Source organism: Collinsella aerofaciens, assembly GCF_040910185.1.
GTDB lineage: Bacteria > Actinomycetota > Coriobacteriia > Coriobacteriales > Coriobacteriaceae > Collinsella > Collinsella aerofaciens_BF.
On sequence record NZ_JBDGBA010000006.1, the window covers coordinates 95689 to 118107 of the forward strand.

The window sequence follows — 22419 nt, forward strand, 5'->3', positions numbered from 1 at the left end:
ACAACCCCGGCACCGGATGACGCGATGCCGGGGCAATCCACTCGTTAAGCCTGAGCGACGACCTTCTGCCAGTCAGCCTCAAAAGAGGCGAGGCCCTGGTCGGTCAGCGGATGATGCAGGCACTTCTTGAGAGCGGCCATGGGCACGGTCGCAATATCGGCACCGAGTAGCGCGGCCTGGGTCACGTGGTTGGGCGTACGAACCGAGGCGGTGATGATCTCGACGGTGTCGTCGACGTTCTTGCCCGTCCAGTCGTAGTTCTTAATGCAGGTCACGACGTTGTCGAGCTGCGAGATACCGTCCTCGGCGATGTCATCGAAACGACCGACAAACGGGCTGATGTAGCGAGCACCGGCATTGGCGGCCATAAGGGCCTGCGTCGGCGAGAAGACGAGCGTCATGTTGACGCGCACGCCAGCATCGGCCAGCGCACGGCAGGCGGCAAGGCCGGCCTCGCACACGGGAAGCTTGACCACGATGTTGGGGGCGAGGGCGGCAAGGCGCTTGCCCTCCTCGATCATACCCTCGGCAGTGGTAGCGGTAGACTCGGCGGAAACGGGCAGGCCCTCGCAGAGCTCGGCAATCTTGAGCATATGCGGCTCAAAGTCGGCAAGCTTGCCGCCGGTCTTGGCGTACAGGGACGGGTTGGTGGTAACACCGGCCAGGCAGCCCCAGCTCTTGGCCTCGGCGATCTCGTCCAGATTGGCGGTATCGATAAAGAACTTCATGGTGCAAACTCCTTCGAAGGAATCCAAAACTCAAAAAATAGGACAAAGGGGATGTCCCTTTGTCCTATGTGCCGGGCCTGCGGCTGGGACATGCCCCAGGCCCGGCGTCGTGTAGGAAAAGCTACTTAGTCCTCGAGAGCCTTCTCGATGCGGCTCGTGACGCCCTTGAGGTTAAGACCGACGACGTACTGCTTGATCGGGCGCTTGATGTGCTCGATCACAAAGCGCTTGCCGTCGATGTCTTGGGCAGCGAGGTTGCGATAGAGCTTCTCGACCTGCTCCTTGACCTCGGGATCGTTGAACGCATAGTGGCCGGAGACATCTAGGATCTTCAGGCTGAGCTCATCGTCGGCAAGGATGTCATCGACCTGCAGGTTGACGTCGTCGCCAGTCATCCACTTGCGCCAGCGCTCGGTCTTGATAGCCTTGACCAGCAGCGTGTGATACAGGTCGGAGGGGTCATCGCACAGACCGTTGTCGACCAGGATCTGCTCGGTGGCGCAGAGCTTGAGGTAGGCGCGGGTCTCCTCGGTGCCATACTGCGGAGCGACGTTGGAGGCGGTCACGTGTGCCGGGATGTGCTCGAGCAGCGTCGCGTCGTCCAGATAGTCGGCGTTGTGCTCCTTCAGGCCCACGCCATAGCGCTTGGCCATATCGGCAAGCTCGCGGGCGTTCTTGAAGTTGTAGTGACCGACCTGCTCCGTCCAGCGGGTAAGGGTGCCGGTCTGGCCGACGATAAAGGTGGGCATGGGGCAGCCGCGCTTCTCGAGCTCGGGCTGCAGCTGAGAAATGAACTCCTCGTACTTATCGGTAGAGGTCAAGCCGCCATTGGTCTCCTCGGTACCGACCTCATAGGCGACCTCGGGCAGGTTATGCTCGCGACGGTACTGCTCAAGGTAGTCGATAAGATCGATCGTGCGGCGAAGCACCACGTCGAGCGGAATAACCTTGCCGATCTGATAGGGATCCTTGGTGGGGTCGACCATCAGCAGGTCAAAGCCTGCCTCCATGTCGGCGACGAAGGACTTGCGGGCGAGCTCCATGGCCTCGTCCTCGGGCAGGTGGGCGTTACGCTCCTCGTCGCGCTGCCACGGACCGCCGTGATCTCGGCACAGGTAGTACGGACCGGTGTAACCCACCTCGTCGGCGACCTTCTTGATGTCGGCGGCAAAGCGCGTCTGGTCCCAACCGTTGACGTAGCCGGCGCCCATCTCGTCCATATCGACCTGGTTGCGGCTGGCGATAAACATGGGCGGGAAATCCTCGTCCTTGGCAAGCTCGAACACGGCCTGAATCAGGTTGGGGCTCATGGGGCCAATGCCGACCATGGTTGCGTGATCGCCGCTATCCTGCAGTTTGAGCATGCCCTGAACGGCCTGGCGGATGGTGAGGTTGGACATTTTGTTCTCCTTCTCCAGAGGATTTTTGACAAAAGTTCCCTGGGACCCAGATGCGGGCCCTATCAGTACGGATGGATTTTGTTGTGTAGGGGCGGTTGTGCGGAGTCAAATCCATCCCTCCGCACAACCGGAGTCCTTAAAGGTTTACTTGGCCTGCTTGTCGAGCGTGGGCTTCATGGCAATCAGGATTGCAGCGGCGACCACGGCGCCAATCACGATGTCCAGGCAGAACAGCGCGACGTTGTTGGTGGCAAGGGCGACGATAAAGCCACCGTGCGGGACGTAGCAGTCGATACCCTGGAAGGCGGCGAGCGCCGCGCCCACGGCAGAGCCGATGCAGATGCCGGGAAGGGTGTGACCGAGGTCCTTGACCGCAAAGGGGATAGCGCCCTCGGTAATACCGATGCAGCCCATGAACAGCGCGGAGATGCCCATCTGGCGGTCGGCGTCATCGAACTTGTTCTTGGCGATGAGCGCAGCGAGACCACAGGCGATCGGGGGAACGGCGACGGCGACGCGGAACATACCGTTAGGACCGTAGATACCGGAGGCCATGATGGCCATGGTGAAGGTCGAGGCGGTCTTGTTGATGGGGCCACCCATATCGAAGGCGGTCATAACGCCAATGACCAGACCCAGGACAACTGCGGAACCGCCCTGCAGGCTGCCGAGCACGCCGGTGAGCCAGTCCATCACAAAGCCAAGCGGCGTGGCCAGGATGTAGATATAGGCCATGCCCAGGACAAGCGAGGTCAGAATCGGGATGATCAGGATGGGCATGATGGTCTGGATGGTGTTGTTGACCTTCCAGGTCTTCATCCAGCGGACAAAGTAGCCGCAGATGACCGCCATGATCATGGCGCCCAAGAAGCCGGTCGAAACGCTGTTGCCGTTAGGGGTAACGACTGCGTTGTTGACCAGGTAGCCCAGGACAAAACCGGGGGCGAGCGCGGGCTTGCCAGCCATCGAGTAGGCGATGTATGCCGCAAGCACCGGAATCATCATGGAGATGCCGGCCATGCCGATGGTGTTAAGACTCACCATCAGCGGGTTCGTAACCTCCATGCCGTTGGCGCCGGCGGTACCGGATGCCAGCGAGAAGGCGAGGAACACGCCGCCGATAACGACGATGGGGATAAAATAGGAAACGCCGGTATTGAATGCATTGAGCAGCGTCTTACCCGGATCGGCAAAGATAGACTGCTTGGACGCCGGTGTCGGGGCCTGCGGGGCAGCGGAGACGGCCTTCTTCTCTGCCTTGGCCTCGGCCTTGGGCGCGTCAACGGCGCCACCCGTCGCCTTGATGATCTCAATGGCCTGGTCGATGATCTTTACCGGATCGGCGATTACATCCGAGGTGCCGACCTTCAGGAACTTGCCCTCGGCCATCTTCTGCTCAAAACGGTCCTCGTTCTCGACACCCACGTCGACGGACTCCAGGACCAGGTCGGCGGAGTCCACGTCTTCCTGCGTGAGCTCATTCTCGATACCCAGGCCACCCTGAGCCTCGACCTTGCACTCGATGCCACGGGCGGCGCATTCATCCTGAATCGCCTTCTGGGCCATATACGTGTGGGCGATACCCACAGTACAGGCGGCAACGCCTACGATCTTCATTGCTTCCCTCTTTTCATAGAGTTGCGTGCGCAAGACACCGTTTGCGGAGGCCTCCGGAGCATCCCCTGCCGTTTGGACTTGCTGTCTTTTCGACAAGAACAATATAGGTGCTCGTTTTTCTTAATGCCAGCTTATTTCGGTAAACGCGCAGGTCAGAGCGTTGGTTATGCGATTTAGTTATGCGTTTAACCAAAAATGAATCCTGCGATTTTGCCCTCGATTTCAAAAGTCAAGAAGTATTTGATTTTCTCGGTAGACGGCAGATGCGCATGCCGGTCACAAATTTCGACCCCACCCGTATGCCGCATTTGTTGCATACTCATATGAAAGGAAAAAGCCGCTCACCGAAGCGTATCCTTCACCAAGACTCAAAGTCATCATGTTGGAAAATGCTCATCTGTCGGAAGGAGTCGCTGTGGCAAAACAGCGCGTTACGATCGCAGACGTCGCTCGAGAGGCGGGAACCTCGACGGCAAGCGTCTCGTATTACCTCAACGACAAACGAGAAAAGCTTAGCGAGAAGACGCAGAACAAAATCGCGCGCGTCATTAAGGAACTCGGATACGTTCCCAACGCCCAAGCGCAGACGCTCACCGGCAAGCAAACCCACGTCATTGCCATCATCATTTTGGATAACACCAACAAATGGGCGGGGCTCGTTCTCAATGGCATGGAGCAGGTCATGCTCCCCGCGGGCTACCAGACGGTCGTTTGCACGAGCAACTTTAACCCCGAGACCGAGCTCATGTACGTCGACAAGATGCTCTCGCTGGGCGTCGATGGCTTTATCATCCAGCCCACGGCAAACTTCAAAGCCGTGCATGACCGCATTAGACGCGCCGGCAAGCCGGTCGTCTTTTTCGATGCGGCCATCTATAGCCCAGGTACCAGCTGGATCAAAACCAACCTTTACGACGGCGTGTACAACGCCACACAGGCACTCCTCGACGCCGGCTACGAAGATTTCTTTTCCATTGCCGCCAACATGACCGAAATGCGCACCCGCATGGAGCGTTTTCAGGGGTATGCCGAGGCGCTGGCAGCGAACGGGCAGCTCTACAAAGCGATTCCCATCGATCACAACAAGCCGTCAATCAACGAGCTTACCGAGTACTTTAAATTCAAGTTCAATCCCGCCAAGCGAACCCTTATCTTCGTGCAAAATCAGTGGGCACTTCCCCGTGTCTACAAGGCCCTCCAGCCAATGGCCCATCTGCTTCCGCAGCAAATCGGCCTTTTGGGACTCAACTGCGAAGACTGGACTAATCTCACCACGCCGACCGTCTCCACCATCATCGAGCCCGTCGACCAAGAAGGTCGCGAAGCAGCCGAGATGCTGCTCGCCCTACTTGACGGCAGCAGCGAACCCGGCGAGCAGCGCATTCTCGAGTGCAAGCTTAACTGGCTCGACTCCACCTCGATCTAGAACGCGGGACAAATGAATCAGTAGCGTCTATCCCAAATCTTGAGTATTTGTTCGACAGAACGGCCCCTGCCGGCTCCTGCTAGACTGGTAGATTCCCAACCGTCCATCCAGGAGCCTCAATGTCGCACAAGCCCGCCTACAAGCAAGTACTTTCCATCGGCACCGCCCTGGCGTTGGGGTTTGCGCTGTTTACGGGATCGCTCGACGGAGCTCCCAAGCTGCTGTCGCCGCAAAGCGATGAACAGGCGGCGGCTCTGGCCGAAAAACAAAACGAGAGCCCCAGCCGCACCGACGACGAGGCAGACCTGGTTGCCCGGCTCGAATCGGGAACAGTGAGCTCTTCAGACCCTCAAAACGGCCAAGACTCTGGCGATGGCTCCGATTCCGCCGCAACCGACACCGATGACGACGTTTCCGCGGACAGTGCCGCCACCCCCATCGACGAGGTCGAAAACCCCGACCTCAACCGCGCCCGCGGTGTTTATCTCAGCAGCATTCCCGACTACGCCGGCAACCCCTACGTTGCCCTTCGCGCCGACAGCACGCACCCGCTAGGCACACCATCATTCACGCTCGATGAATACGAGCGCGCTGCAGAAGAGGGTTGCTTTAAGAAGTTCTCCAAACTCGACAGCCTGGGCCGCACCCGCAAAGCGCTCGCCTGTGTGGGCCCCGAATCGCTCGGTCAAGGCGAGCGCGGCGATATCTCGCGTATCCATCCCGCTGGATGGCGCCAGCAGCGCTACGACTTTATTCCGGGCCAGAGCCTCTACAACCGCTGTCACCTTATCGCCTGGTCGCTCTGCGGCGAAAACGCCAACCGCAAAAATCTCCTCACCGGCACGCGCTATCTCAACGAGACGGGCATGCTGCCGTTTGAAGAGCAGATTCTCAACTATATTCGCGATACGGGCAACCATGTGCTCTACCGCGTCACGCCTATGTATAACGAAGAGGAACTTGTCTGCCGTGGCATGCGCCTTGAGGCGCAATCGGTCGAGGACCACGGCAAGACCCTCTGCTTCCACGTATATTGCTACAACCTGCAGCCGCACGTGCAGATCGACTACACCACCGGCCGCAATCAGGCCTCGGGAGACTAGGACCGACCAAGCTGCCCCAAAGCCTAAATGATCCGTTTTCCTCCGTCCCCAAGGAATCAAAAAGAGCCGCCCCGGTTACCCAGGGCGGCCCTTTCGTCAGCACCTACATTGCAGACAAAATCACGTGCTACTTGGCGCGGCCCTCCTCATAGCGCTCGACCAGCTTGGCCTGAACGTCATAAGGCACCTGCTCATAGCCTGCGGGCTTCATGGTAAAGTCACCCGTGCCGCGCGTGATAGAGCGCAGGCGCGTCGAATAATCCGTCAGCTCGGCGAGAGGTGCCTGGGCGATGACCACGGTGTCGCCGCGCTCATCGGTCTCCATGCCCGTCACGCGACCGCGCGATGCCGAGATGTCGCCCATCACAGCGCCGGCGTAGCTCTCGGGGATGGTCACCGTAATTTCCTCAATGGGCTCCAGCACCACCGGGTCGGCATCGGCACATGCCTTGCGCAGGCCGATGCGAGCTGCCGCGCGGAACGCCATCTCGTTGGAGTCGACGCTGTGATACGAGCCGTCGTACACAGCCACGCGAATGCCCGTGAGCGGGTAGCCGGCAATGATGCCGTCCTTCATGGTCTCCTGGACACCCTTGTCCACGGCGGGAATCAGCGAGCGCGGAATGCGGCCGCCTACGACCTCATCCACAAACTCGTAGCCGTCGCTCGTGCCGTCGGGCCCAATAAGCGGCTCCACGCGCAGCCAGCAGTCGCCGTACTGACCGGCACCACCGGTCTGCTTCTTGTGGCGGCCCTGGGCGCTCGCCGTGCGGCGGATGGTCTCGCGATACGGAATGCGGATCGGCACGCTCTTGGCCACGACCTTGGTACGGTCCTCCAAACGGTTGAGCAGCACCGAAACCTGCGCCTCACCCACGGCGGAGATAATGGTCTGGCCGGTCTCCTCGTCACGATCGATGCTCATGGTCGGATCGGCCTTGCAGGCCTTCTCGATAAACGTGTAGAGCTTCTCTTCGTCCCCGCGATTCTCGGCCTCGATGGCAATGCGGTACTGCGAGTTGGGGAACTTAAACGCCGCAGCCTCGACCTTGCCGGTAATCGAGAGCGTATCGCCCGTCTCGGCCGCCAGCTTGGGTGCCACGATAATGTCGCCGGCATAGGCGTGACCGACCTCGGTCATGTCGCGGCCGCACATCACATACAGGTGAGCCAGACGGTCGCCCTTGCGCGTGCGCGCGTTGACCAGCTCAAGGCCTGGCTCAAGCGTACCCGTCAGCACCTTAATAAAGCTGATGCGACCCTGCTGCGGATCGGCCAGGGTCTTAAACACAAACGCCACCGGACGATCATCGTCGCTTGAAATCTTGAGCGAATCGCCGTCGATAAGCGGCATCTCGCCGTAGTCGGTCGGCGCCGGGAAGTACGTCGCGATGTCGTCCATCAGCGAGTTGACGCCCTGCTCCTTAATGCAATCGCCCGCAAAGACCGGCACAAAGATGCGCTCGGCGATCGCCTTCGACAGCAGGCCCTCAAGCTCCTCCTGCGTCAGCGTCTCCTCGCCCTCCAGGTACTTCATCATCAGTTCGTCGTCAGCCTCGGCCACCAGCTCGCACAGATGGTCATGGGCCTCCTCGGCCTGGGCACGATACTCCTCGGGAATCTCCGACTCAACGGCTTCGGTGCCGTTGCAATGGCGCGCCTTCATGCGCACCAGGTCGATGATGCCGTCAAAGTCCTCGCCCTCGCCCCAGGGAAGGGTCACGGCGCCCAGGCGCGTGCCAAAGCGCTCCTGCAGCAGGTCCATCGTGGTCGCAAAGCTGGCCTCGGAGCGCGACAGGCGGTTTACGAACACCGCACGCGCCAGGCGCAGGTCCTCGGCGGCATACCAGAGCTTAACCGTCGTAGGCTGCGGGCCGGCCTCGGCGTCGACCACAAACAGAGCCGTCTCGCAGACGCTCATCGCGGCAAAGGCGTCGCCGATAAAATCGGGGTAGCACGGGGCATCGAGCACATTGATGCGCGCGCCCTTCCAGTCGATCGGCGCGATGGTCGTCGAGATGGAAAATGCACGCTTGACCTCTTCGGGGTCATAGTCGAGCGTGGGCTTGGTGCCGTCGTGGCCGCCCAGGCGGGCGGTCTTGCCGGAAAGGTGGAGCATGGCTTCGGCGAGTGAAGTCTTGCCCACCCCGCCTTGGCCTACGAGCACCACGTTCCTTACGTTACCGGTCTGGGGAGCACCCATGATGACCTCCTTGCAGGGCCGCGCGCAATGCGCGACGCCAACGGGGAGAGTTCGCGGTCGGTGCCATCCCGGGAGCAGCATGGTCGGCAGCCGAGCCGACTCACCCTCCAAATGTCCTATGCCACCACCCTACCCTCACGGGCGACCGTCCATGCACACCTTTCGGCGCTCGTATGAATACAGGCGGCGAGAGGACAGAGCAAGTATGCCAGGCGATTATTAAACCCCATCGATACAAATAAAAGCCGCCGCAGTCCATAAGACCCGCGGCGGCTTCTTCTCAATACATAGCTGAGCTTAGCCCTCGATACGGCTCAAGAACTCACGCGTGCGCTGCTCGCGCGGATGGTCGATAACCTGCTCGGCAGGCCCCTCCTCGACAATGCGGCCGCCGTCCATAAAGACCACACGGTCGGCAACATCGCGCGCAAACTGCATCGCGTGGGTCACGATCACCATCGTCATGTTCTGCGCAGCGAGGTCCTTAATGACACGCAGCACCTCAGCCGTCAGCTCGGGATCGAGCGCCGAGGTCGGCTCGTCAAAGAACAAGATCTCCGGGTCGAGCGCCAAGGCGCGGGCAATACTCACGCGCTGCTGCTGACCGCCCGAAAGCTCACACGGAACCTTGTTCTCGTTGCCCACAAGCCCCATCTGAGCAATCAATTCATGCGCACGAGCTTCCGCCTGCTCGCGCGGGCGCTTAAGCACGCGGATCGGCGCGTCGATGATGTTTTTCATCACGGTATAGTGCGGGAACAGATTGTAGTTCTGGAACACCAGACCAAACCGCGAGCGCGCCTGTTTAGGTACATCGCCCTTTGCGTACACCGCGCCCGAACCCGCATCCGTCGCGACGGCAAGATCGCCAAATGAGAGCGAGCCTCCGTCGAGTGTCTCGAGCAGCGTGGCACAGCGCAGCAGCGTGGACTTGCCGCCACCTGAAGGCCCGATAATCGCCACGACCTCGCCACGCTCGACCTCGAGCGAAATATCCTTGAGCACCTCATTGCCGCCAAACGCCTTGCGCGCGTTCGATATATTCATTACCGAATTAATCATGGTAGTAATCCAATTTTTTCTCGGCAGCGCCCAGCATCATCTCGACCACAAAGTTAAAGACCCAGTAGATCAGCGCCGCAATGGCAAACGGCACCATGCTCACTTGCGAGGCAACCAGCGCCTTGGCCGTCGAGAACATCTCCCCCACGCCGATGGCAAACGCCAGCGACGTGTCTTTGACCAGCGTGATAATCTCGTTGCCCATCGCCGGCAAAATGCGCTTGGCGACCTGCGGCATCACGATATACAGAAACGTCTGCGTGCGCGAATAGCCCAGCACCTCGGCGGCCTCATATTGACCGCGCGGAATGGACTGCAGGCCCGAGCGATAGATCTCGGCAAAGTAGCCGGCGTAGTTGATGATGAACGCCACAACGCACGCCGTCCACTTGGAATCGGGCGTGAGCGAGATGCCGAACACGTAGTACGGGGCAAAGTAGATGGCAAACATCTGCAGCATGAGCGGCGTGCCGCGCATCACCGAAATATAGATACGCGCGATCCAGCGAAGCGGCGCGATTTTGCTCATGCGCATAAACGCCACGGGGATTCCCAGCGGAATCGACCCGAGCAGCGTCAACACAAACAGCTGCAAGCTGACCAAGAATCCCTGGCCAAGCATCTGCATCATGACCTGAATAGACAACCCAAGCTCTCTTTCACGACAACAGAACAGTAAACCCAATGCTAAAGCGGGTTTTCCAGGTGCCCAAGTTTGCCGTGAAAGAGGAGCGCCGCGTACTAAATGTACGCAAGCGACGGTTTGAACGGCAAAATCGGGTGCCTGGGAAAGCCGCTATTTCAAAACCCAGTTGTCGAAGGAAAGACCGTAGCTTGAATACTTGTCGCAGAGGTCCTTGACCGTGCCGTCCTCATAGAGTGCCTTGAGCGACTCGGTCACGGCATCGGCAGACTTGGTGTCGCCCTTCTTAAAGCCGACAGCGTAGTGCTCGCTGGACAGCGGCTCATCAAGCTGCGTATAGGCATCGGGCTTGGCGGCAAGCTGATACTGTGCAATCGAAAGGTCGCAGGCCACGGCATCGACCGCGCCGCTCTCGAGCTGCATAAAGGCCGTGTTGTACTCGCCGATGGTGTCGAACGTGGCGAATGTTGCCGCCAAATCCTTCTGGTCACCCTCGAGCACATCCTGCGCAGCGGAATCGGTCTGGGTAATCACCGTCTTGCCGGCAACGTCATCCCAGCTCTTAATGCCCGCATCCTTCTTGACCACCAGCACCTGCTCGTTGAGCATGTACGGCTCGGAGAACGTGTAGTCGTCCTCGCGGCCCTCCATGGTAAAGCCGTTCCAGATGCAGTTGATGGCGCCCGAATTGAGCAGCGTGTCCTTGGCATCCCAATCGATGGCCTCGTAATCGACATCCCAGCCCTGCTTATCGGCAACAGCCTTGGCAAGGTCAAGGTCAAAGCCCGTGTACTCGCCATCGTCACCCACAAAGCCGTACGGAGGGTAGGACTTGTCAAAGCCCACCACGAGCTTCTTGGACTCCGCAGCGCCCTTCACATCCTTGGCCGCGGCAGAGCCAGCAGCGGAGCCCTTGCCGGCGCCACCGCCGCAGCCGACAAGACCAAGGCCGAGCACCGTGGCAAACGAGCCGGCTAGACCAACAAACTGACGACGAGACATATCGGTATTCATGGTATTCCCCCTTGGTGGCACTTTAGTTAAGTAAAGTGAATCATGTAACGACCAGAATCATACACTCTACCTTGATAAAGTACAAGGGAGGGTTTGCCCGCCGCGTGAGGGGTGTGGGGGTTAAGTTTCCTGCTCTACAGTCCTGCTCACGACGGAGGCCACATTAAGTGGCCTCCTGTTCGTGCGGAACTCGCGATAAACTTAACCCCCACACCCCTCACGCGGCGGGCAACCGTCGTTGGGCTTATCACTGACACGATTAAACCGCTTGTATATCGTCTGCTGGCCTGGCACGCTACAATACTTGCAGCTTTAATTCATGAATTAGTGGAGTTATTGATGGCAGAATCTCGTGCGGAGCGTAAGGCTCGTCGTGCTTTGATCGAGGCGGCTGAGGGGCCGGAGGAGAAAAAATCTTCCAAGAAATCCAAGTCGTCTCAGGACGCGAAAGGTAAGTCGGCCAAGGGCAAGGCTAAGGCCAAGCGCCCCAGCTTTCGTCGGAGCGAGGATAAGGCACCTCAAGCTCGTTCCAAGCATTCGCATAAAGAGTCGTCCCGGTCCGCTCATAAGGCTGTGGACCCCAAGTCTCCCTGTTCCATTATGAGAGCTTGCGGCGGGTGCACGGCGCTCAATCGTCCTTATAAGAAGCAGCTGGCGGCCAAGCAGGCTGCTATGGAGGAGCTTTTTGCTGCTCTTTGCGAGCGCGAGGGTATTAGCGTCGACCCCATTCGCGGTATGGGAGTCACCCTGGGCGACCCAGGCAAATATCCTGCGCCACGCGGTTTTCGCCATAAGGCCGCCACTCCCTTTGCCCCCGGCAAAGAGGGCTCTGTTCGATGCGGCTTTTTTGAACGTGGCACGCACAGAATCGTTGCTGTTCCCGAATGCCCTGTCGAGGCACCGGGCGCCCGACAGATCCTCAACGGCATCGCGCGCGAGGCCGAGCGCCTGCACATTCCCGCCTTTAACGAAGACAAACATCTCGGGCTGCTTCGCTATGCCGTCGTTCGCTGCGGCTGGCGCACCGACCAGATCATGGTCACCCTCGTGACCGCCCAGCGCGACCTGCCGCATGCGCAGGAATTCTTTGAGGCCGTCGCTGCACTCGATCCGCGTATCGTCACCGTCGCCCAAAACATCAACGGACGTCCCGGCAACGCCATCCTCGGCGAGGAAACCCGTATTGTATATGGCGCCGAGTGCATGCGCGACCAGCTGCTCGGCTGCGAATTCGATATCTCCCCCACCGCGTTCTACCAGACCAACCCGCAACAGACCGAGCTGCTCTACCAGCTCGCTATCGACGGCATGGATCTGCACCAGGGCGATGTGCTCATGGATGCTTACTGCGGCAGCGGCACCATCGGTCTTTGCGCAGCTAAAGATGCCCAGAACAAGGGGATCGGCATCATACTGCTCGGCGTGGAGCGCAACCCGGCGGGCATTGCCGACGCACGCCGCAATGCCGAGCTCAACGGTCTTACCCGCAGCGCCTGGTTTATGGCCGACGATGCCACCGATTACATCCTGGATGCCGCCGACAACAACGAGCGGGTCGATGTCCTTTCCATCGATCCGCCGCGCGCCGGCTCTACCCCTGAGTTCCTCGAAGCTGCCTGCGCACTTAAGCCGCGCCGCATCACCTATATCAGCTGCAACCCCGTAACCCAAGAGCGCGACCTGCACCAGCTCCTCGACAGAGGCTATCGCCTGCTCAAGATCACGCCCGTCGACATGTTCCCCCACACCGACCACACCGAAACCGTAGCAGTCCTCGAACGCCGCTAATCCACCGGCACAAGAAAGGGGGCGACCCGTCTGGGCCGCCCCCTTCACTTGGTTTATAAATTCCGCTACATCCCCTTGCGCAGGTCGCACACGCCGGCCGCCGCCATCTCGCGCAGCAGCGTCTCGCGGTCGCGCGTCACGATCAGGTCCAGCGGGAAGTGAATCTCGTCGAGCATCTTGCGCGCCTGGTCGAGTTTGCCAATGGCCATGCCAATGTGGGCATCGGTCGACACGCCAATGCCCACGCCCAGCTCGGCGCAGCGCTCGGCGATCTTGCGGCATACGGCCCAATGCTCAGTGTCGACACCATGTTCAAGACTATGGTTGTTGATCTCGATAATCTTGTGCTTGGCCTTAGCAGCCAACAGCACCTCGTCGATATCGAACGGCACGCCCGAGCGCCCCGTGTGACCCAGCATGAACACCTTGGGGTGCTCCAGGGCGTTGATATACATCTCGGTCGTCTGGGCCATCGTTGCGCCCTCAGCAATCTGCGGATTATGCACGCTTGCAACCAAATAATCCAAATTGCGCGTAACCAAATCGAACAGCGAATGCTGGCGGCTGTACGAATCGCCGGCGATATCGAGCGTGACAGGAGTGTCCTCGCCAAACAGGCTTCCGTCCAGTGAAACGATATCGGCCTCGGCACCACGCAGCACCAGCACGCCGCTCCAAATGCGCGGCCAGATATTCTGGTTGATAAAGAACTGATAACTGCGCAGGTCATTAGGGCAAGCCGTAACCATAGAGCTCAGATGGTCGGCAGATCCGAGCACCTGCAGGCCACGCTCTGCCGCCCAGTACACATTCTCCTCAATGGTCGAATATGCATGCGCGGAGAACAGCGTATGAGTATGAATGTCACAAGAAAGAAGGTAGGGCATCGGGTCTCCTTATCCGGTGTGGCCGTCGCGTATATTCATTGTACGCATAGCATTCGATGGTCGTAAAACCGCTCCATCCCAACGACACAACGTCCATGACAACGGGGCCTGGCTTAACACCAAACCCCGTTTCACGTAAAACATTGTAAGCAGAGCGCTTTACTTTTAACGATAGTCGTCCGCCAACTGTTTCCAAGCGGGTAGCGAATTGATAATCGTTTCGTAACTCACGCAATAGCCCAGGCGGAACCAACCAGGCATGCCAAAGCTGTCCGAGGGCACCGCAAGCAGCTCATACTTCTTTGCGCGCTCGCAAAACGCATTCGCATCGGGCTCGAGCGCCTTCACCCACAGGTAGAAAGCACCATCCGGCTCAACATAGGTATAGCCGTAGTCCGCCAAGGCGTCGGTGAGCGCCGTGCGGTTGCGAGCATAAGCCTCGATATCGCTCGGCTCATCGATGCAATCGATAATCACGCGCTGGAAGAGCGCCGGTGCACATACAAAACCCAGCGTACGGGCAGCACCCGCAACAGCCGGCATCAGACGCGCAGCCTGCGGATTGGTGTTGGGAACCAAGATCCAGCCCACGCGCTCACCAGGCAGCGACAGCGACTTAGAATACGAGTAGCACACCACGGTGTTCTCGTAGATCGAGGGTACCCAAGGCACCTCGGCACCGTACACGATCTCGCGATACGGCTCATCCGAGATGAGGACAATCGGATTCTCGGGATCGCGCTTGGCGTTGACCTCGCGCAAAACATTGGCCAGTCGCGTCAGCGTGTCGCGCGTATACACGGCACCGGTCGGATTGTTGGGCGAGTCGATAATGACGGCCGCCGTCTTATCGCTGATCGCCTTGAGTACGTTGTCCACGCTCAGCTGGAACGTGTCTTCATCGGCGAGCGCCTCAACACACGTACAGCCGGCCTTCTCAATCCACACGCGATACTCCGGAAAGTACGGGGCGATAACAATAACCTCGTCGCCCGGATTTGTAACGGCGTTGAGCGTGCAGGTGAGCGAAGCCGCGGCGCCCACCGTCATAAAGACGTCCTTGCCCTCATAGCTCGTGCCAAAGCGGCGGTTGAGCGATTCGGCAACGGCTGCTCGACATTGCGGCAGGCCCGGTGCAGGGGTGTAACCGTGCAGCTGGTCACTCGGCAGCTCCAAGGCCTTCTTAATGGACTCCGCCACGGCAGCGGGCGCCGGAACACTCGGGTTGCCCAGCGAAAAATCGAATACGTTCTCCGCACCGATCTGCGCCTTGCGCTCAAGACCATAGCTAAAGATCTCGCGGATGATGGAGCTTTCCGCACCGCGAGCATACATAGTTTCGTTGATCATCTGTTCCCCTTTCGCATAGGCGCTATTGTACGCTTTAGCCGAGCAAAGTGCCGCAGCAATGTTGATTGGGGACAGACTTAAATGCGTGAAAACGCTCATTTAAGTCTGTCCCCAATCAACAGACGGCCCCATATCGGCCAAAAGGAAAAGCCTCCGCAGGTTTCCCCGCGGAGGCTTTTGTTACAAGGGCTATTTGTCGGTGTCGGCATCGGCGTTGACGGCACGGTCATCGCAGGCAGCATCGGATGCGGCTTCGGCATCCTCCTGCATGGCCGCCTGCGCAAAGGCCGCGGCATCAGCCGCCAGCTCCTCCTCACTCATGCGAGGCGCGCGCTTCTTGGTCGGCATGCCGGCCGCTTTGGCATTACGCTCCTCCTTGGCCGCCAGGATATCGCCCTCGCGCTCAAGGTAGGCATCCCACTCGTTGTCGAGCAGGGCGTTCACGGCGTCACCTTCGACGGTCTCGCGCTCAAGCAGCACCTTCGCCATCAGATCGAGCTGATCGCGACGGGCGTCCAGGATCTCGACCGCACGACGATGGGCCTCGCGCATGATGCGCTGAACCTCGATATCGATGCGGCGCGCCGTCTCCTCGGAGTAATCCTGATGATCGGCGTAATCGCGACCGAGGAACACCTGATGTTGCGCCTCGCCAAACACTTGCGTGCCCAGCTCCTCGCTCATGCCCAGGCGCGTGACCATCTCGCGCGCCATCTTGGTTGCGCGCTCCAGATCGTTGCTCGCGCCCGACGTAATGTCATCGCACATGAGCTCCTCGGCAACGCGACCGCCCAAGAACACGGCGAGCTCGTCGAGCATCTCGTTCTTGGTCTTGAGGAAGTGGTCCTCCTGCGGAAGCTGCAGTGTGTAGCCCAGCGCCTGGCCACGGCTGACGATCGAGATCTTGTGAACCGGATCGGAATGCTCCAAGATGTGGCCCACCAGGGCGTGACCGCTCTCGTGGTAGGCAATCGTGGTGCGCTCGGCCTCGGTCATCACGCGACCCTTGCGCTGCGGTCCGGCAATCACGCGCTCCATCGATTCCTCGACCTCGTCCATCGAGATCACGGAACGATGGCGGCGGGCAGCCAGCAGCGCAGACTCGTTGAGCAGGTTCGCCAAATCGGCGCCAGTAAAGCCAACGGTCATCTGGGCGAGCTTCTCAAACTTAACGTCCTCGTCCATCGGCTTGTTCTCGGCATGCACGCGCAAGATCTGCTCGCGCCCCTTCACATCCGGACAGTCGACCGTAACCTGACGGTCAAAACGGCCGGGACGCAGCAATGCCGGATCCAGGATGTCAGGACGGTTGGTCGCAGCGATCAGGATGACCGACTCGCTTTCCTCAAAACCGTCCATCTCGACCAGCAGCTGGTTGAGCGTCTGCTCGCGCTCGTCGTGGCCGCCGCCCAAGCCGGCTCCGCGCTGACGTCCCACGGCATCGATCTCATCGATGAAGATGATCGACGGGGCCTGGGACTTGGCCTCCTTAAAGAGGTCACGCACACGGCTGGCGCCGACACCTACGAACATCTCGACAAAGTCGGAACCCGAGATGCTAAAGAACGGCACGCCCGCCTCGCCGGCAACGGCCTTGGCCAGCAGCGTTTTACCGGTGCCCGGAGGGCCAACCAGCAACACGCCACGCGGGATCTTGGCGCCCAGCTTGCGATAGCGATCCGGATCGCTCAAAAAGTCACGGATCTCCTCGAGCTCCTCGACTGCCTCGTCCACGCCGGCAACGTCTTCAAACTTGACCTTGGGGCGTGTGGCCTCGTTGGTCTTGGCGTTGGTCTTGCCAAACTGCATGTTCCTGTTGTTGGCGCCCATCATCTGGCGCATAAAGTAGAACATGATAGCGATCAGGGCGATCGTCGGAAGCACGCTCATCGCCAAGTCGCCCCAAAAATCGGGATCGTTGGTGTTGACGATGTACTTAGTATCGGGGTGCTCCGCCATAAGCTCGGCAAGCGAATCGGAGCCGACATAGGTCGAGGAGAAGCTCTTGAGCTCGCTCGTATCGCCCTTGTCCTTCTTCGTCTTCCAGTAATGACCCGTCACGCTTCCGTCTTGAACCGTATAGGTCAGATCTTCGACGCGATCCTGCTTGATGGCACTCACCATCTCGCTCGTCGCGAGCTTAACGGTATTGCTGGAATTGGCAAAGCCGGAGCCCATGTTAAAGAAGGCGTAGCCCAGGAGCGCGCAAGCCAAAATAAAATACAGCCAGCCCGTACGCGTGGGCTTCTTGCCTCCGGGCACCCCCGGGATCTTAGGCTCCCGGGGAGTCTGGGAATTGTTATCGTTACGGTCGTCGGGCATCTTACGAATAAACCTCCGGTTTCAAAATGCCCAGATACGGAAGGTTACGATAGCGCTCGGCATAGTCGAGGCCGTAGCCCACCACAAAGGCATCGGGGCAATGGGTTCCAACATACTTGGGCGTGATGGCCGAGGTACGGTCCTCAACGTCCTTCCACAGGAAGGCGGCGACCTCCAGAGAAGCGGGCTTGCGGCTCTCGAGGTTCTTCATCAGATACTTGAGCGTCAGGCCCGAGTCCAGAATGTCCTCGACGATCAGCACGTCGCGACCGCGGATGTCGATATCCAGGTCCTTAATGATACGCACGATACCCGAGGACTTCACACCGTCGCCATAGCTCGAAACAGCCATGAAATCGATGTTGGTCGGCAGCTCGATCTTGCGCATCAGGTCGCCCATAAAGACCACGGCGCCGCGCAGGACCGCAATCAGCACCAGATCCTTACCCGCGTAGTCGCGAGTAATCTGCTCGCCTAGGCGAGAGACGATACCGTCGATATCCTCCTGCGTAAACAGAACCTTCTCGATATCCGGATGTTGAGAAGCCATGACAACCCTTTCTTGTGCTTATCGCCCACACACCGCCGTATGGACGCGAACTTCACATTCTAGCAGCGCACGGGGTATATTTTCCAGCCCATACGCCATCAGCGCGGGAATACCGTCAACGTCGCACAGAATAGCTGACGTGGAACGCTATTCCGCATCGACCACACGAAGCAGATACGCCACGCGCGTTGCGGCCGTGCATTTAAAACGCTCGTCTGTGCGAACGCCTGCGACCCATACCACGGCACCTCCCGGAGCCGTTCTCAGCACAGGAACGCCTGCGCGCTCAGAGACGGGAATACGAGCCTCGTTGAGCAGGTCGGACACCTTCTTACTTCGCCCACTCATGCCCAACGGACACATCACATCCCCCGGCACGGGACCGTCTACCCACAGACGCGCCAAACGCGCCTCGGCGGGAATCTCCCCGCGCGAGCCGGCGAGCATCCGTTCGCTATCGCGATCGGCAAAGCCCAGCGCCGCGGCATCCACCATAGCGGCCACCCCTCCGGCACCCGCGAGTTCACGGGCACGGCGCACAATATCGCACCCCGGCTCGACGGCCATCGTCTCTGCCACCAGGATGCGGCCCGCCCCCAGCGGCAATCGACCGGGAATGGTGACCCAATCGGCAACTAACCCCTCGCGCGCCGCCGGGGCCTTGATTGACAGCATGCCAAACTCCACGCGCGCATCGATTCCCGCCGGCAGCGTGACCGAACCCGAGCCTTCGGCGACACAGGCGAGCACGCGCTCCACATGCCGCATCTCCGGGCGAGCGTCGGGGTCGATACGCTTAATTGCCAGTCGCACCATGCGCCGAGCAATCACCACCTCGGCCGCGGCCAGTCGGCGAGCGTCAAGGACCAGTGCACCCGCCGCCTCCTTACGCAGGCAGCTTCGAAACGCCTGCGCGGAAAGCTGGGAAAGAAAGGCGTCCTCATCGCCTAAGATCTCGCAGGCGGCGCCAATCGTCTTACAGACGCTCGCGTTGCGCTGCGCCACCACCGGCATCACCCGATGGCGCACGTAGTTACGCAAGTACGACACGTCCTCGTTGCTCTCGTCCTCTCGCCACGGCTGACCATGCACCTGCAGATAGCCCACGAGCTCATCATGAGTCAGGTCGAGCAAGGGACGCACCACGATATTCCTCCGGCGAGGAATGCTCGATAGACCAGCGGGCCCCGAACCCTTAATCGCGTTCATCAAAAACGTTTCCGCGCGATCCGAAGACGTGTGCGCGGTGCAGATACGAGCCGCCGTTCGCGGTGCCCCCGTCTGGGCGCAGAGCTCGCGGACATACCTCCGCGCCGCGGCATAGCGCACCTCGCGGGCAGCCGCCTCGATATTGCCCGATTCATCATCAAAATAGGCATGCTCAACACACAGCGGCAAGCCATATTGTGCGCATAGGCCGCGCACAAAGGCCTCGTCGCCATCGGATGCCTCACCGCGCAGATGATGGTTCACATGCAGCACGTGCAGTCGCTCGCGCGCGATGGGAGCTACACCACGCCCATCCTGAATATCCAACTTTGATGTGCACGCCATAAGGAGCAAAGCCGTCGAGTCCGCACCACCTGATACCATGAGCACCACGGGGGCAGCCGTCTGCCGCGTTGCCAGAGCTTTATCATCAGCCCACGATGCAGCATGGTGTCCATAATGCTGAGATACCGTTGGCATTTGCTTCCTCCTCTATTCGTTCGCACCCATTGTATCCTTTGGAATCTTATGTCTCGTCTGCACCTTCATATCCTTGGCAGCGGCTCAAAAGGCAACTGCGCGCTCATCGAAGGCCCCCGGGGGCTCATCATGATTGACGACGGTCTTTCTCGCCGCGAGACATTAAAGCGCATGGCAGAACTGGGACTCTCGGCAGACAACGTCTCGGCTCTTCTCATTACGCATGAGCATAGCGATCACATCAAAGGTCTCGATGTCTGGTGCAAGCATTGGCACGGCCCCCTCTTTGCCAGCAGGAGCACACTTTCGAGCAAAGAAAATCTTTCGCATATGCCTGTCGAGGAATTCGATCCCGGTGACACCCTATCCATTGCCGGCATCCACGTGCAAACCTACTCAACATCACACGATGTCATCAATCCAGTCGGCTTTCGATTCGACGCCCCCGAAGATTCCATTGGCTTTGCCACCGACACCGGAGAGCTATCGAGCCAGGCCATGAACACCCTCAAAGATTGTCGAGTCCTCGCGCTCGAAAGCAACCACGATGTGACCATGCTGCGCGAGGGAGAATATCCCCGCTTTCTTCAGGAGCGCATCCTATCTACAAAAGGGCATCTGTCCAACGATCAGGCCGCCGAAGCCGCACGCGAGCTTGTTACCGATCGCACCGAACAGCTCATTGCCATGCATATCAGCCAAGATAACAATCGCCCGAGTCTTACCGTCAAAAGCTATGCCAAAGCTCTAGCCGCAACCCTGGATGACGAGGTCGGCAGCTCCGCCACCCTTCTCCAAGGATCGCGAAATCTCTCGATACGCCCCGCAAGCCAGTATCGGCCAGCAACCATTCAATAGACTGTCCTAGACAGCAAAAGGGGCCGGGAATCGCTTCCCAGCCCCTTTTGTTATCTTTTAATAGCGCAGAACACCAACGAAGTTAGTCGATGGAGATCTTCGTAACGTTCTTCTTCTCGACGATCTTGGGAACCGTAACGGTCAGGATGCCGTCGGCGTACTTAGCCGAGAGACCCTCGCTCGAAGCATCCTTGAGATACACACCACGCGTCGCGCTGTACGAGCTGAACTCCTTCTGCAGGAAGTTCTTACCCTCGTTCTCCTCGTCTTCCTCGACATTCACGCTAATGGAGAGACGGCCCTCGTTAAGCTCGACATCGATATCGTCCTTGGCGACACCGGTCAGATAAGCCTTGACCTCATAGCCATCGCCCTTATCCTCAACGTCAACGGGGAACGCCTTAGAGGCAATCGAGCTGTTCGCTAGGTCGCTCATATCATCAAACAGATCGAACAGCGAGCTTGCAGAGGGACGAACGCCAAAAACCGAACGATAAGGAACCATGCTTGCCATGTTTACCACTCCTTTATAGGACTGCCGAGTCATCTTCCAGGTGACTGGGACTTCTTTTGACGCTCTTATATATGCCCACCCGGTGCTCATATATACATCGACTATAAAGTTTTTTGAGTCCAGTACTATAAGCATATCTAAGTGTGTAGCACTAAGGTTTTAGGAAGGTTAAGGTTCTTTGAACCAGAGCTTAAATACCGAGTATGTCCCCAGCTACAAATAACAAGGGGCTTACAATGAGCGCGTACACGTTGTTGGTAACGAGCTAAAGGGCATCATGGACGACCAAAACCAGAAAAATATGTATATGCCGACGCAGGGGGAAGAAACTTTCACGCAGCCGCCACGGTTCCATCGTCCCCACATCTCGCAAGAGCCCATTAATGATGCAGAGCCCGAGTATGTGACGAGAAATCGATATCAAACGCTCGAGGATGCCCAGACGGGACGTAAGCATATGGGCGTCGCATCGAGCGATCCCGTATATTTGAAAGATGCACCGTTATCAAAAAACAGCGCGATCAATGACGACCCCACGAAAACGCCCATAACTCAGCAGCAAAGAGGCCCTCGACCTAAGCAAACCTTAACGCATTCGGCTCGTTATCTCGAGACGCCAAAACAGGGAAAATCAATCTTCGTTTCGTCAAATAAACGACGCAAGCAGCATCGACTGACAATCCTGCTTTTGATCATTGTGGCCATAGCTGTTGCCCTTGTGATTCGATTTATTGTCTTTAAATAAAAGCTCATTACCCATAAGCCCAACCGGGTTACAGGTGAAATGCAACGACATTGTGAAGTGTAAACGCAAAAAAGGGGGAGGCCGCGAGGCCTCCCCCTTCTTCAAGTCGATCGACGGCTCGGTGCCGTCCACCGGTCAGCGGCGCCCTGGCCTCCCACGGGCTGACCCCGCAGTACTCTCGGCGCGATGGGGCTTAGCTTCCGGGTTCGGAACGGGACCGGGCGTGCCCCCCATGCTCTGGCCGCTGACCGGTGGGCGGCGCCCACCGTTACGGTGTCCGGTATCGCATACACGTGCCCTGGGGGCCGCATGGCGCATAGGAAAGATGACTCGGGGGCATCCTCGTGCCCGGACCGCGCGTGAGCGCTCAGTCCCGCGGGCCGCGAGGTGCGGTTCCGGAAGAGCTCGGGCGATTAGTGCGGCTCGGCTGAGGACGTCGCCGCCCTTGCACCTGCCGTCTATCGACCAGGTAGTCTACCTGGGCCCTTACCGGAAGGAGAACTAATCCCTGGAACGGCTT

The 22419-nt window shown here is 59.1% G+C and carries 18 protein-coding genes and 2 rRNA genes; 5 read left to right on the forward strand and 15 right to left on the reverse strand.

Annotation, left to right across the window (positions count from 1 at the left end; all coding sequences use genetic code 11):
- Positions 1 to 44: 44 nt before the first annotated feature.
- The 3 genes from fsa to AB5Z54_RS04005 form a co-directional block, all read right to left on the reverse strand.
- Positions 45 to 728, reverse strand: a complete 684-nt coding sequence (gene fsa / locus AB5Z54_RS03995) for a fructose-6-phosphate aldolase (protein WP_006235616.1) — start codon at positions 726 to 728, stop codon at positions 45 to 47.
- A 125-nt stretch (positions 729 to 853) separates the two neighbouring features.
- Complete coding sequence (locus tag AB5Z54_RS04000) at positions 854 to 2128, reverse strand: class II D-tagatose-bisphosphate aldolase non-catalytic subunit (RefSeq protein ID WP_006235615.1); 1275 nt, start codon at positions 2126 to 2128, stop codon at positions 854 to 856.
- 144 nt (positions 2129 to 2272) lie between these two features.
- The gene (locus tag AB5Z54_RS04005; RefSeq protein WP_196033257.1) at positions 2273 to 3745 is read right to left on the reverse strand and encodes a PTS fructose transporter subunit IIC; all 1473 of its coding nucleotides are present in this window, start codon (positions 3743 to 3745) and stop codon (positions 2273 to 2275) included.
- Positions 3746 to 4160: 415 nt separating this feature from the next.
- Here AB5Z54_RS04005 and AB5Z54_RS04010 point away from each other — a divergent pair, with 415 nt between their 5' ends.
- A complete protein-coding gene (locus tag AB5Z54_RS04010; RefSeq protein WP_040359542.1) occupies positions 4161 to 5171 on the forward strand; it encodes a LacI family DNA-binding transcriptional regulator in 1011 nt (336 codons plus the stop codon).
- A 119-nt stretch (positions 5172 to 5290) separates the two neighbouring features.
- Positions 5291 to 6274 carry a DNA/RNA non-specific endonuclease gene (locus AB5Z54_RS04015; RefSeq protein WP_368135275.1) on the forward strand — a complete coding sequence of 328 codons (984 nt, stop codon included), beginning with the start codon at positions 5291 to 5293 and terminating at the stop codon, positions 6272 to 6274.
- Between the two features lie 127 nt (positions 6275 to 6401).
- Here the strand turns inward: AB5Z54_RS04015 and AB5Z54_RS04020 are convergent, their stop codons facing one another.
- From AB5Z54_RS04020 to AB5Z54_RS04035, 4 genes are all read right to left on the reverse strand, one after another.
- Positions 6402 to 8477: an elongation factor G gene (locus AB5Z54_RS04020; protein WP_368135274.1), complete on the reverse strand. Its 2076-nt coding sequence runs from the start codon at positions 8475 to 8477 to the stop codon at positions 6402 to 6404.
- 297 nt (positions 8478 to 8774) lie between these two features.
- Positions 8775 to 9539, reverse strand: coding sequence for an amino acid ABC transporter ATP-binding protein (locus tag AB5Z54_RS04025; protein WP_368135273.1), 765 nt, complete (start codon positions 9537 to 9539; stop codon positions 8775 to 8777).
- Positions 9532 to 10185 (reverse strand): amino acid ABC transporter permease, encoded by a 654-nt coding sequence (locus tag AB5Z54_RS04030; protein ID WP_438265566.1) that lies wholly within the window; start codon positions 10183 to 10185, stop codon positions 9532 to 9534. The genes AB5Z54_RS04025 and AB5Z54_RS04030 overlap by 8 nt, the downstream gene beginning before the upstream one ends.
- Before the next feature lie 150 nt (positions 10186 to 10335).
- Positions 10336 to 11196 (reverse strand): transporter substrate-binding domain-containing protein, encoded by an 861-nt coding sequence (locus tag AB5Z54_RS04035; RefSeq protein ID WP_368135272.1) that lies wholly within the window; start codon positions 11194 to 11196, stop codon positions 10336 to 10338.
- Between the two features lie 339 nt (positions 11197 to 11535).
- Here AB5Z54_RS04035 and rlmD point away from each other — a divergent pair, with 339 nt between their 5' ends.
- Positions 11536 to 12984 (forward strand): 23S rRNA (uracil(1939)-C(5))-methyltransferase RlmD, encoded by a 1449-nt coding sequence (gene rlmD, locus AB5Z54_RS04040; RefSeq protein WP_368135271.1) that lies wholly within the window; start codon positions 11536 to 11538, stop codon positions 12982 to 12984.
- Positions 12985 to 13049: 65 nt separating this feature from the next.
- Here rlmD and AB5Z54_RS04045 read toward each other — a convergent pair whose 3' ends face one another.
- The 5 genes from AB5Z54_RS04045 to tilS all read right to left on the reverse strand — a co-directional run bounded on the left by AB5Z54_RS04045 (position 13050) and on the right by tilS (position 19782).
- Positions 13050 to 13871, reverse strand: a complete 822-nt coding sequence (locus AB5Z54_RS04045; protein WP_368135270.1) for a phosphatase — start codon at positions 13869 to 13871, stop codon at positions 13050 to 13052.
- Between the two features lie 165 nt (positions 13872 to 14036).
- Complete coding sequence (locus AB5Z54_RS04050; RefSeq protein WP_368135269.1) at positions 14037 to 15221, reverse strand: pyridoxal phosphate-dependent aminotransferase; 1185 nt, start codon at positions 15219 to 15221, stop codon at positions 14037 to 14039.
- Between the two features lie 189 nt (positions 15222 to 15410).
- Positions 15411 to 17543, reverse strand: a complete 2133-nt coding sequence (ftsH, locus tag AB5Z54_RS04055) for an ATP-dependent zinc metalloprotease FtsH (RefSeq protein WP_368160336.1) — start codon at positions 17541 to 17543, stop codon at positions 15411 to 15413.
- Position 17544: 1 nt separating this feature from the next.
- Complete coding sequence (gene hpt / locus AB5Z54_RS04060; RefSeq protein ID WP_117774133.1) at positions 17545 to 18093, reverse strand: hypoxanthine phosphoribosyltransferase; 549 nt, start codon at positions 18091 to 18093, stop codon at positions 17545 to 17547.
- Positions 18094 to 18240: 147 nt separating this feature from the next.
- The gene (gene tilS / locus AB5Z54_RS04065) at positions 18241 to 19782 is read right to left on the reverse strand and encodes a tRNA lysidine(34) synthetase TilS (RefSeq protein WP_368160339.1); all 1542 of its coding nucleotides are present in this window, start codon (positions 19780 to 19782) and stop codon (positions 18241 to 18243) included.
- 48 nt (positions 19783 to 19830) lie between these two features.
- Here tilS and AB5Z54_RS04070 point away from each other — a divergent pair, with 48 nt between their 5' ends.
- Complete coding sequence (locus AB5Z54_RS04070; RefSeq protein ID WP_368160341.1) at positions 19831 to 20640, forward strand: MBL fold metallo-hydrolase; 810 nt, start codon at positions 19831 to 19833, stop codon at positions 20638 to 20640.
- Between the two features lie 82 nt (positions 20641 to 20722).
- Here AB5Z54_RS04070 and AB5Z54_RS04075 read toward each other — a convergent pair whose 3' ends face one another.
- Positions 20723 to 21154: an Hsp20/alpha crystallin family protein gene (locus AB5Z54_RS04075; protein ID WP_035138719.1), complete on the reverse strand. Its 432-nt coding sequence runs from the start codon at positions 21152 to 21154 to the stop codon at positions 20723 to 20725.
- Positions 21155 to 21431: 277 nt separating this feature from the next.
- On the opposite strand from AB5Z54_RS04075, the gene AB5Z54_RS04080 reads away from it, so the two are divergent.
- Positions 21432 to 21899, forward strand: coding sequence for a hypothetical protein (locus AB5Z54_RS04080; RefSeq protein WP_368160343.1), 468 nt, complete (start codon positions 21432 to 21434; stop codon positions 21897 to 21899).
- Between the two features lie 133 nt (positions 21900 to 22032).
- Here the strand turns inward: AB5Z54_RS04080 and rrf are convergent.
- Both rrf and AB5Z54_RS04090 read right to left on the reverse strand, forming a co-directional pair.
- Positions 22033 to 22148, reverse strand: a 5S ribosomal RNA gene (rrf, locus tag AB5Z54_RS04085).
- Between the two features lie 143 nt (positions 22149 to 22291).
- A 23S ribosomal RNA gene (locus AB5Z54_RS04090) occupies positions 22292 to 22419 on the reverse strand; the annotation flags it as partial.

Coding starts and splice junctions, on each gene's coding strand:
- AB5Z54_RS04070 (WP_368160341.1), top strand. CDS start 19,831: ATGTCTCGTCTGCACCTTCATATCCTTGGCAGCGGCTCAAAAGGCAAC.
- AB5Z54_RS04005 (WP_196033257.1), bottom strand. CDS start 3,745: ATGAAGATCGTAGGCGTTGCCGCCTGTACTGTGGGTATCGCCCACACG.
- AB5Z54_RS04075 (WP_035138719.1), bottom strand. CDS start 21,154: ATGGCAAGCATGGTTCCTTATCGTTCGGTTTTTGGCGTTCGTCCCTCT.
- AB5Z54_RS04000 (WP_006235615.1), bottom strand. CDS start 2,128: ATGTCCAACCTCACCATCCGCCAGGCCGTTCAGGGCATGCTCAAACTG.
- rlmD (WP_368135271.1), top strand. CDS start 11,536: ATGGCAGAATCTCGTGCGGAGCGTAAGGCTCGTCGTGCTTTGATCGAG.
- fsa (WP_006235616.1), bottom strand. CDS start 728: ATGAAGTTCTTTATCGATACCGCCAATCTGGACGAGATCGCCGAGGCC.
- tilS (WP_368160339.1), bottom strand. CDS start 19,782: ATGCCAACGGTATCTCAGCATTATGGACACCATGCTGCATCGTGGGCT.
- ftsH (WP_368160336.1), bottom strand. CDS start 17,543: ATGCCCGACGACCGTAACGATAACAATTCCCAGACTCCCCGGGAGCCT.
- AB5Z54_RS04080 (WP_368160343.1), top strand. CDS start 21,432: ATGGACGACCAAAACCAGAAAAATATGTATATGCCGACGCAGGGGGAA.
- AB5Z54_RS04045 (WP_368135270.1), bottom strand. CDS start 13,871: ATGCCCTACCTTCTTTCTTGTGACATTCATACTCATACGCTGTTCTCC.
- AB5Z54_RS04050 (WP_368135269.1), bottom strand. CDS start 15,221: ATGATCAACGAAACTATGTATGCTCGCGGTGCGGAAAGCTCCATCATC.
- AB5Z54_RS04035 (WP_368135272.1), bottom strand. CDS start 11,196: ATGAATACCGATATGTCTCGTCGTCAGTTTGTTGGTCTAGCCGGCTCG.
- AB5Z54_RS04015 (WP_368135275.1), top strand. CDS start 5,291: ATGTCGCACAAGCCCGCCTACAAGCAAGTACTTTCCATCGGCACCGCC.
- AB5Z54_RS04020 (WP_368135274.1), bottom strand. CDS start 8,477: ATGGGTGCTCCCCAGACCGGTAACGTAAGGAACGTGGTGCTCGTAGGC.
- AB5Z54_RS04025 (WP_368135273.1), bottom strand. CDS start 9,539: ATGATTAATTCGGTAATGAATATATCGAACGCGCGCAAGGCGTTTGGC.
- hpt (WP_117774133.1), bottom strand. CDS start 18,093: ATGGCTTCTCAACATCCGGATATCGAGAAGGTTCTGTTTACGCAGGAG.